General features: G+C 73.2%; 9 protein-coding genes. 4 read left to right on the top strand and 5 right to left on the bottom strand.

The window, feature by feature from the left end:
- Nucleotides 1-91: 91 nt before the first annotated feature.
- Genes VH969_RS21975 through VH969_RS21985 form a run of 3 tightly spaced genes read right to left on the bottom strand, consistent with a single transcriptional unit; the run spans nucleotide 92 to nucleotide 3162 of the window.
- Nucleotides 92-832 carry a GntR family transcriptional regulator gene (locus VH969_RS21975; protein ID WP_331977166.1) on the bottom strand — a complete coding sequence of 247 codons (741 nt, stop codon included), beginning with the start codon at nucleotides 830-832 and terminating at the stop codon, nucleotides 92-94.
- On the bottom strand, nucleotides 832-1974 hold the full coding sequence (locus tag VH969_RS21980) for an acyl-CoA dehydrogenase family protein (RefSeq protein WP_331977168.1): 1143 nt from the start codon (nucleotides 1972-1974) through the stop codon (nucleotides 832-834). Before VH969_RS21980 ends, VH969_RS21975 begins: the two co-directional genes overlap by 1 nt.
- Nucleotides 1975-1983: 9 nt before the next feature.
- Nucleotides 1984-3162 (bottom strand): CaiB/BaiF CoA transferase family protein, encoded by a 1179-nt coding sequence (locus VH969_RS21985; RefSeq protein ID WP_331977170.1) that lies wholly within the window; start codon nucleotides 3160-3162, stop codon nucleotides 1984-1986.
- 183 nt (nucleotides 3163-3345) lie between these two features.
- Between VH969_RS21985 and VH969_RS21990 the strand changes: the two genes are divergently transcribed.
- Together VH969_RS21990 and VH969_RS21995 are read left to right on the top strand one after the other, a co-directional pair.
- The gene (locus VH969_RS21990; RefSeq protein WP_331977172.1) at nucleotides 3346-4326 is read left to right on the top strand and encodes a MaoC family dehydratase; all 981 of its coding nucleotides are present in this window, start codon (nucleotides 3346-3348) and stop codon (nucleotides 4324-4326) included.
- Complete coding sequence (locus tag VH969_RS21995) at nucleotides 4323-5108, top strand: HpcH/HpaI aldolase/citrate lyase family protein (RefSeq protein ID WP_331977175.1); 786 nt, start codon at nucleotides 4323-4325, stop codon at nucleotides 5106-5108. Before VH969_RS21990 ends, VH969_RS21995 begins: the two co-directional genes overlap by 4 nt.
- On the opposite strand, the gene VH969_RS22000 is transcribed toward VH969_RS21995, so the two are convergent.
- Nucleotides 5083-6165 carry an AbrB family protein gene (locus VH969_RS22000; protein ID WP_331977177.1) on the bottom strand — a complete coding sequence of 361 codons (1083 nt, stop codon included), beginning with the start codon at nucleotides 6163-6165 and terminating at the stop codon, nucleotides 5083-5085. The two genes, VH969_RS21995 and VH969_RS22000, sit on opposite strands and share 26 nt — an antisense overlap.
- Nucleotides 6166-6170: 5 nt before the next feature.
- Nucleotides 6171-6839, bottom strand: a complete 669-nt coding sequence (locus VH969_RS22005) for a helix-turn-helix transcriptional regulator (RefSeq protein ID WP_331977179.1) — start codon at nucleotides 6837-6839, stop codon at nucleotides 6171-6173.
- Nucleotides 6840-6943: 104 nt separating this feature from the next.
- Between VH969_RS22005 and folE the strand changes: the two genes are divergently transcribed.
- Both folE and VH969_RS22015 read left to right on the top strand, forming a co-directional pair.
- On the top strand, nucleotides 6944-7549 hold the full coding sequence (gene folE / locus VH969_RS22010; protein WP_414638598.1) for a GTP cyclohydrolase I FolE: 606 nt from the start codon (nucleotides 6944-6946) through the stop codon (nucleotides 7547-7549).
- 70 nt (nucleotides 7550-7619) lie between these two features.
- A complete protein-coding gene (locus VH969_RS22015; protein ID WP_331977181.1) occupies nucleotides 7620-8867 on the top strand; it encodes an NAD(P)/FAD-dependent oxidoreductase in 1248 nt (415 codons plus the stop codon).
- Nucleotides 8868-9023: the final 156 nt, after the last annotated feature.

A 9023-nucleotide genomic window follows, 5' to 3' on the forward strand; every position in this document is an offset into this window, starting at 1 on the left:
CGCAGCACCGTGATGGAGCCCTGGTCAACGAACGCGGTTCGGCGTCCACCCAGTGGGACCGCCCATCTTGCCGACTCGATCAAGCCGGCGCTCAGGCCGGGCTGCGGCGGAGTCGCACCCGGTAGGAGTAGTGGTCGGGCAGGAAGTAGCTCGTCGCCAGCTCCACCAGGGTGCCGGTCGTCGAGGTGTAGCTGCGGTCCACGCGCAGGAGCGGGTCGCCGCGCTGGCAGTCGAGGTAGACGGTCAGCATGTCCGTCGCGGCCACGGCGGTGATGCTCTGCTCCGCCTCCGCGACCGGGCTGGGCGTGTACGCGTCGATCAGGCCGATGACCGTGACCTCGCTCAGCGCACCCGCCGCGGACAGCTCGGGCCGCCCCGCGAGCAGCGAGCCGACCGAGGGCGGCAGGTACACCGTGGTCAGGCAGAAGGCCACGTCGTGGTGCCGGCGGCGGAAGAGCACGCGGTAGACGACATCGCTGTCGAGCCGCAGCCGGCTCGCCGCGTCGATGTCGACCTGGCGGCGTAGCGGGCTCAGGACCTCGAGCTTCGTGTCGAGCGACAGGCCCATCAGGTCCTCGACCGAGCCGAACTGGCGCAGGTAGGGCCCCTGCCGCGGCGCCGCGAACGTGCCCCGGCCGGGTACCCGCCGCACCATGCCCTCCGCCACCAGGTCGTGGAAGGCCCGGCGCACCGTCTGCCGGGACACCCGGTACTCCGTCGCGAGCTCGGCCTCGGTCGGCAGCCGCGCGCCGTCGGCGTAGCGGCCCTGCAGGATCGCGCCGCGCAGCGTACGGGCCAGCATCGCGTACGCCGCCTCGGTGCGGGCCACCATCACAGGCCCCGGGCGACCAGCTGCGCGGCGATCACGTTGCGCTGGATCTCGTTCGTGCCCTCGCCGACGATCATCAGCGGCGCGTCGCGGAAGTAGCGCTCCACGTCGAACTCGGTCGAGTACCCGTAGCCGCCGTGGATGCGAACCGCGTTCAGCGCGATCTCCATCGCCGCCTCGGACGCGAACAGCTTCGCCATGCCCGCCTCCATGTCGCACCGCTCCCCCGCGTCGTGGCGCTCCGCGGCGAGCAGCACGAGCTGGCGCGCCGCCGTGTACTTCGTCGCCATGTCCGCGAGGTAGTTGCCGACGGACTGGTGCTGCCAGATCGGCTTGCCGAACGTCTCGCGCTCCTGCGCGTAGCGCAGCGCGTCGTCCAGCGCCGCCCGGGCGACACCGAGGGCGCGGGAGGCGACCTGGATGCGGCCGATCTCCAGGCCCTTCATCATCTGCGCGAACCCGCGCCCCTCCGCGCCACCGAGCAGCGCGGACGACGGTGCCCGGTAGTCCGAGAAGGACAGCTCGCAGCTCTCCACGCCCTTGTAGCCGAGCTTGGGCAGGTCCCGCGAGACGGTCAGGCCGTCGCCGTGCTCGACGAGCAGGATGCTGATGCCGCGGTGCCGGGGCGTCGCGCCCGGATCGGTCTTGCACAGCAACGCGATCAACTGCGAGCGCCGCGAGTTCGTGATCCACGTCTTCGTGCCGTCGACGACGTAGCCGTCCCCGTCCCGCCGCGCGGTCGTGGTCAGCGCCTGCAGGTCCGACCCGCCGCCGGGCTCGGTGAGGGCCATCGTCGCGCGCACCTCGCCGGTCGCCATCCGCGGCAGGTAGCGCTCCTTCTGCTCCTCGGTGCCGAACGTCGCGATGAGCTTCGCGACGACCGTGTGCCCGCCCATCGCGCCCGCGAGGCTCATCCAGCCGCGCGCGAGCTGCTCGGTCACCGCGACGTAGCACGGCGTCGACACCGCGACCTCGCCGTACGGCTCGGGGATCGCGAGGCCGTAGATGCCCAGCTGCTTCATCTGCTCGATGAGCTCGCCGGGATAGGCGTTCGCGTGCTCGAGCTCGCGCACGACCGGCCGGACGTCACGGTCGACGAAGTCCCGCACGGTGTCGACGATGCTCTGCTCTTCCTGGCTCAGCATGAGTCCTCTTCAGACGGTGTGGGTGGCGCGCAGGCCGGTGATGTCCGCGTCGGTCCGGCCGAGCGCGCGCAGGATGGCGTCGGTGTGCTCGCCGACCGCGGGCACCGGGCCGAGCCGGACCTCGCTGCCGGCGAACGTGGCGGGCGGCAGCAGCGCCTGGATGTCGCCGCCGGGACTGCCGACCGTCACCCAGCGGCCGCGGGCGGCCAGGACGGGGTGGTCGAGCAGGTCGGGCACGGTGTTCATCCGGCCGTTCGCGACACCCGCGGCGCGCAGCAGGTCGAGTGCCTCTGGCGTGGTGAGCGTGGCGAACCGGTCGGCGAACAGCTTGTTGAGCTCGTCGCGGTTGGCGACGCGGGCGGGGTTGGTGGCGAACCGCGAGTCGGCGGCGACGGACTCGTCGCCGAGGACCAGCCGGCACATCGCCACCCATTCCCGCTGGTTCTGCACGGCGAGCACCACGGTGCCGGCGTCCCCGGTGGTGTACGGGCCGTACGGGGCGATCGTCGCGTGCTGCGCGCCGGCCCGCGCCGGCTGCTCGCCGCCGTAGCGCGTGTAGTACGCGGGCTGGCCCATCCACTCGGCCAGCGCCTCGAACAGCGACACCTCGAAGGCCGTGCCGGTACCCGTGTTCGCGCGCTGCAACAGTCCGGTGAGGACACCCGAGTACGCGTACATGCCGGCCGCGATGTCGGCGACCGAGATGCCGACCTTGGCCGTCGTCTCCGGCGTGCCGGTCAGCGACACGAGCCCGGTCTCGCACTGCACGAGCAGGTCGTAGGCCTTGCGGTCGGCCCACGGACCGGTGGTGCCGTAGCCGGACACCGTGCAGTGCACGAGCCGCGGGTACCGCTCGCACAGCGGGCCGGCGTCCACGCCGAGCCGGACGGCCGCGCCCGGGCCGAGGTTGTGCACGAACACGTCGGCGTCCACGAGCAGCTCGTGCAGGATCTCCCGCCCGGCCGGCTTCTTCACGTCGAGCGTGAGCGACTCCTTGGCACGGTTGAGCCAGACGAAGTAGCTGGACTGGCCCAGCACGGACGCGTCGTAGTGGCGGGCGAAGTCGCCGCCGCCCGGGCGCTCGACCTTGATCACCCGGGCGCCGAGGTCGGCGAGCTGGCGGGTCGCGTAGGGCGCGGCGACCGCCTGCTCGAGGCTGACGACCGTGACCCCGTCGAGCGGACTCATGCGAGCTCCTTCGTCAGCGGTTCAGCGGCCTCGGTCCGGTCCACGTCGCCCGCGCCACAAGCGGTCGGCTTCTCACGGGGCTCGCCCGCGCCCGGCGGGTCGGCACGACTCGCGCCCGTCCGTCACCTGAAATGTACGGCCAATATCGCTCGGCGTTGTCCATGGTGTCAAGGCGGTCGTAAGGTGAGCCGCGTGATATGGCCGGATAAATCGGAAGGCCCGTACTTCGACGAACTGGCCGTCGGTGACCGGTTCGACGGCGCCCCGGGGCTGACGCTGACGGCGGGGCACGCGGCCGCGCACCAGGCCGTGCTCGGCGACCGGCTGCGGCTGCCGCTGGACCACGCGCTCGCCGGCGAGGTCGCCGGTGGCCCGCTCGCGCACCCGGCCCTGGTCTGGGACGTCGCGATCGGACAGTCGACTGTGGTCACCCACCACGTGCGGGCGAACCTCTTCTACCGCGGGCTCGCGTTCCGCCGCTACCCGGCCCTCGGCGACACGCTCCGCACGGTGACGGAGGTGGTGGGGCTCAAGGAGAACAGCCGCAAGCCGGACCGGCCGCCGACCGGCCTGGCCGCGCTGCGCATCACGACCGTCGACCAGCAGGACCGGCCGGTGCTGGACTTCTGGCGCTGCGCGATGCTGCCGCTGCGCTCGGCGGAGCCGACCGGCCACCGCGACGACCTGTCGACGCTCGGCGCCGGCGCGGAGCCCGGCAAGCCGCCCATCGACGGGTGGGACCTCGCCGCGTTCCGGCGGCTGCCCGGCGAGCACTTCGCCGACCTGGCCGGCGGCCGGTCGTGGGAGGTGGTCGGCGCGGACGTGGTGTCGGCGGCGCCGGAGCTCGCGCGGCTGACGGTCAACATCGCGGCGGCGCACCACGACGCAACGGCGGCCGGCGGCGAGCGGCTCGTGTACGGCGGCCACACGATCGGGCTCGCGCTGGCGCAGGCGTGCCGGGCGATCCCGAACATCGTCACGGTCGCGAGCTGGGCGTCGTGCGACCACACCGGCCCGGTGCACGAGGGCGACGCGCTGACGAGCCGGGTGGCGGTGACGGGCACGGAGGCGCTGCCCGACGGCGGCCTGGTGGCGTTGCGGTCCACTGTGGAGTCTGCGGCCGGCCCGGTGCTGGACTGGCGGTTCACGGTGGTGCTGGCGTGAACCTCGCCGAGGCACGGACGTTCCTGTTCGTCCCGGGCGACCGGCCGGACCGGTTCGCGAAGGCGGCCGCCGCCGGGGCGGACGTCGTCGTGGTGGACCTGGAGGACGCGGTCGCGCCGGCGGACAAGGCGGCCGCGCGGGCGCACGCGGTGGCCTGGCTCGCGGCCGGCAACGAGGCGGTCGTGCGGGTCAACGCGGCGGGCACGCCCTGGCACGCCGAGGACGTCGCGGCGCTCGCGGGCGCCCCGCTGATGCTGCCCAAGGCGGAGCACGCGGCGGACGTCGAGCGGGCCGGGCCGGTGGTCGTCGCGCTGGTGGAGTCCGCGGCCGGGGTGGCCGCGGCGCGCGAGGTGTGCGGCGCGGCCGGCGTGGTGCGGGTGGCGTTCGGCAGCATCGACCTCGCGGCCGAGCTCGGCGTGGATCCGGCCTCGCACACCGCGCTGCTGCACGCCCGCTCGGCGCTGGTGCTCGCCGCCGCCGCCGCGGGCGGCCCGCCGCCGGTCGACGGCGTGACCACCGCGCTGGACGACCCGGCCGCGATCCGGCGGGACACCGCGCACGCGGTGGAGCTCGGCTTCACCGGCAAGCTGTGCGTGCACCCGCGGCAGATCGAGCCGGTGCACGCGGCGCTGCGTCCGTCCGAAGAGGACATCGAGTGGGCGCGCCGGGTGCTGGCGGCGAGCGCGGCCGGCTCCGCGACCGCGGTCGACGGCCGGCTGGTGGACCGGCCGGTGGTGCTGCGGGCTCGGCGGCTGCTCAGCCGGGCCGGTCGAACCGGCTGAACAGGCGGATCCACACCGGCATCAGCGCGTTCACGATCACCTGCCGGCCGGTCTGCGCGGCCAGCACCAGCGTCAGCTCGCCGCCGGTCGCGGCCGCGATGACGATCATCTCCGGGGCCCCGCCCGGCGCCACCATCAGCAGGCTGGTGAGGAACGACCAGGGGCTGACGATCGCCAGGCCGACGGCGGTCAGCAGGGCGATCGCGCACGTGGCGACCACGCCGGCGATGCCGCCGAGGAGCTTGCCGGCGCCGTCGCGGTAGCGCTGGGCGAGGTACTCGCCGACCGTGATGCCGAGCAGCGCCTGCCCGAGGATCTCCTGCAGGTACGGCGCGGCGAGCATCTGCGGCGCCACGCCGGCCGCGCGCAGGCCGAGGCTCAGCAGGCAGCCGAAGGCCAGCGGGCCGAGCAGGCTCGGCACCGGCACGTGCAGCTTGCCCGCCACCCACCAGGCGACGAGCGACCCGGCGAGCAGCCCGGCGACGTACGGCCACGAGTGCGGCCACATCGCCTTGTGCTCGACGCGGCCCGCGCCGCCGGCACCGTGACCGGAGAACACGAACGCGACGAGCGCCATCACGAGCACGACCGTCATCCGGGCGGACTGGACGATCGCGACGAGCCCGACCGGCCGCCCGTACTCCGCGGCGACCGACGGCATCACGCCGATGCCGCCGGGCAGCGTGGCCATGCCCGCGGTGAGCCCGTCGACCGTGCCGAGCGTGCTGTACATCCGGGCGACGAGGATCGACGCGACGAGGATGGCGAGCACGCCGCCGGCGAGCAGCGCGAGCACGCCGGGCGAGACGCTGATGCGCTGGCTCGCGATGCCCGGCCCGATGGCGGCGCCGATCAGCCACTGGCCGGTCTTGCGGATCCGCGCGCTGGGCGCGGCCGGTGCGTCGCGGGCCCGCGCGATCCGGCAGGCGACGGCTCCGCCCAGCACACCACCGAGCACCCAGATGATGCCCTGCCCGGTGAGCGCGAACAGGCCGCCCCCGATCGCCCCGGTGGCAAGGAGCTCCGCCCCCAGCAACCACCGCGTCCGGCCGGCCATGGCGGTCAGGCTAGGTGTTGCACCGAGTCCGAATCAGACATCGTGCACGGCGTCACAGCCGGGCCCCGCAGGCGCACGCAGCACCGGCCGGAGCCGGGGTCGGGCCGGGCCTCGTAGCCCGTCTCGCCGAGGCCCGCCAGCATGCCCTCCACCAGGCCGAGCATCATGCCGCACATCAGCTGCGGGTGCGCCTGCGCGAGCGCGTGGAACGGGCAGTTGCGCAGCACGACGTCGGCGCCGTCCTCGGCCGGCTCGAACCCGTGCCGCTCCAGCACCTCGCGCAGCTCACCGCCACCGGACGCGAGCAGCTCCCCCGCCGCGCGGGCGTGGGCCGGCGGCTCGGCGCCGGCCTCGATCGCGGCGGCGAGCAGGTGGCCGGCGAACTCGTAGCGCCGCTCCGGCAGGGTCACCGACACCTGCCGGTCGGACCGCCGGTAGAGCTTCGCGGGACGGCCGGCACCCGGGCCCGCCCGGTCGCCCCGCCGCTCGTAGGTGACCGTTAGCAGGTCCTCGGCCACGAGCTTGTCCAGGTGGAAGGCCACGGTGGCGCGCGGGATCCGCAACGCGGCGGCGACCTCCTCGCGGGTCACCGGCTCGGGCTGGCGGACGACGTAGGTGTAGAGACGCCGGCGCGTCGGCTCGCCCAGCGCCGCGATCGCGGCCACGTCATCCACGACACCCACTCTAAGACAAACACACGTTGACGAAAACCTCTGCGCGCTTCTAAAGTCACCGAAGTTGTTTTTAGAACGAGGGGCGCACCGTGACCGTAAATGAGTTGAGCCAGCCGAGTCCCGGCCGGCACCTGTCGGTCGTCCACGACCGCGACACCGTCGACCACGCGGCGGCGGAGCGTGCGGTCGCGGACCTCCTGCGGGCGCTCGGCAAGGACCCGACGTCCGAGCACCTGGCGGACACCCCGGCGCGGGTCGCGAGATCCTTCGCCGAACTGCTGAGCCCGCGCGAGTTCCAGCTGACGACGTTTCCGAACGACGAGGGTTACGACGAGATGGTGGTGGCGAGGAGCATCCCCGTGCAGTCGCTGTGCGAGCACCATCTCCTCCCGTTCCACGGCGTCGCGCACGTCGGCTACCTGCCGGGCGAGCGGATCCTCGGCCTGTCCAAGCTCGCCCGCGTGGTCGAGCTGTTCGCCCGCGACCTGCAGGTGCAGGAGCGGCTGACCAAGCAGGTCGCGGACTGGCTGCAGGAGCACCTCGCGCCGAAGGGCGTCGGCGTGGTCATCGAGGCGGAGCACATGTGCATGGCGCTGCGCGGGGTGCGGGCACCCGGCGCGGTCACCGTCACCTCGGCGGTGCACGGCCTGTTGCGAGAGGATCGAGGCTCACGGCAGGAGTTCTTCGCGCTCACCGGAATCAGCGCCTGAAACGGACAGCGCCACAACAGCGCCACAACAGCGGCCACAACAGCGGCCACAACAGACGGAGTGACACATCATGGTCAGCGACAACCCGTACGTCATCGTCGGAGGCGGCCTCGCCGGCGCGAAGGCCGCGGAAACCCTTCGTGAAGAAGGCTTCGAGGGTCGGATCGTCCTCATCGGCGACGAGCGGGAACTACCGTACGAGCGACCGCCGCTGTCCAAGGGCTACCTGCTCGGTGACGACGAGCGGTCCGGCGCGTACGTGCACGAAGAGGGCTGGTACGGCGAGAAGCAGGTGGACCTGCGGACCGGCCGCCGGGTCACGAAGCTGGACCGCGGCGCGCACGAGGTCGAGTTCGAAGACGGTGAGCGGCTCGGCTACGCGAAGCTGTTGCTGACCACCGGCGCCTCGCCGCGCCGGCTGCGGATCGAGGGCAACCAGCTCGACGGCGTGAACTACCTGCGCCGCCTCGGGCACACCGACAAGCTGCGCGAGTCGCTCTCGGCCGGCGGCCGGGTGGTCGTCGTGGGCGCCGGCTGGATCGGCCTGGAGACCGCCGCCGCGGCGCGGGCGAAGTACGGCTGCGAGGTGACGGTCATCGAGCCGCAGCCCACTCCCCTGCACGCCGTGCTCGGGCCCGAGCTGGGCAACGTCTTCGGCGACCTGCACCGCAAGCACGGCGTGGAGTTCCGCTTCGGTACCGGCGTCACCGAGTTCACCGGGTCCGGCAAGGTCAGCGGCGTGCGGACCGACGACGGCACCGAGCTGCCCGCCGACACCGTGATCGTCGGCGTCGGCGCGCGGCCGAACAACGAGCTCGCCGAGGAGTCCGGCCTGGCCGTGGACGGCCAGAACGGCGGCGTCGTCGTCGACGCCCAGCTGCGCACCGCGGACCCCGACGTGTACGCGGCCGGCGATGTGGCGAGCTTCCCGAGCGCTCGCTACGGCCGCAACATCCGCGTCGAGCACTGGGCGAACGCGCTCAACGGCGGCCCGCTGGCCGCGCGCGCGATGCTCGGCAAGGACGTCACCTACACCGACCTGCCCTACTTCTTCACCGACCAGTACGACCTCGGCATGGAGTACACCGGCTGGTTCGCGCCGGGCGGCTACGACCAGGTGGTGCTGCGCGGCGACGTCGAGGGGCTCGCGTTCTACGCGTTCTGGGTCGGCGGCGACCGGGTCGTCGCGGGCATGCACGTCAACCTGTGGGACGACGGCATCGGGCCGGTGCAGGAGCTGATCAACTCCGAGCAGCCGGTCGACACCGCGCGGCTCGCCGACACCTCGGTGCCGATCGCCGACAGTCTCAAGTCGTAACCGCCGCGTAGTTTCCGGCCACGCCGGTCCGGAAAAGTCGTAAGGTGCATCAGCCTCGCGGGCTCTAGCCCGTGCGAGCCCCTCAGCGACCCCGGACCGGAGTTCCCCGCGCAGTGAGTGACCTAGTCGAGCACAGCGACGCCGAGCTGGTCGTCG

The sequence above is a fragment of the Actinophytocola sp. genome (assembly GCF_036555685.1).
Lineage (GTDB): Bacteria > Actinomycetota > Actinomycetes > Mycobacteriales > Pseudonocardiaceae > Actinophytocola.

Bases quoted from the DNA above. Each gene is read 5' to 3' on its own strand.
- VH969_RS22000 (WP_331977177.1), bottom strand. From the start codon at position 6,165: ATGGCCGGCCGGACGCGGTGGTTGCTGGGGGCGGAGCTCCTTGCCACC.
- VH969_RS21980 (WP_331977168.1), bottom strand. From the start codon at position 1,974: ATGCTGAGCCAGGAAGAGCAGAGCATCGTCGACACCGTGCGGGACTTC.
- VH969_RS21985 (WP_331977170.1), bottom strand. From the start codon at position 3,162: ATGAGTCCGCTCGACGGGGTCACGGTCGTCAGCCTCGAGCAGGCGGTC.
- VH969_RS22015 (WP_331977181.1), top strand. From the start codon at position 7,620: ATGGTCAGCGACAACCCGTACGTCATCGTCGGAGGCGGCCTCGCCGGC.
- VH969_RS21975 (WP_331977166.1), bottom strand. From the start codon at position 832: ATGGTGGCCCGCACCGAGGCGGCGTACGCGATGCTGGCCCGTACGCTG.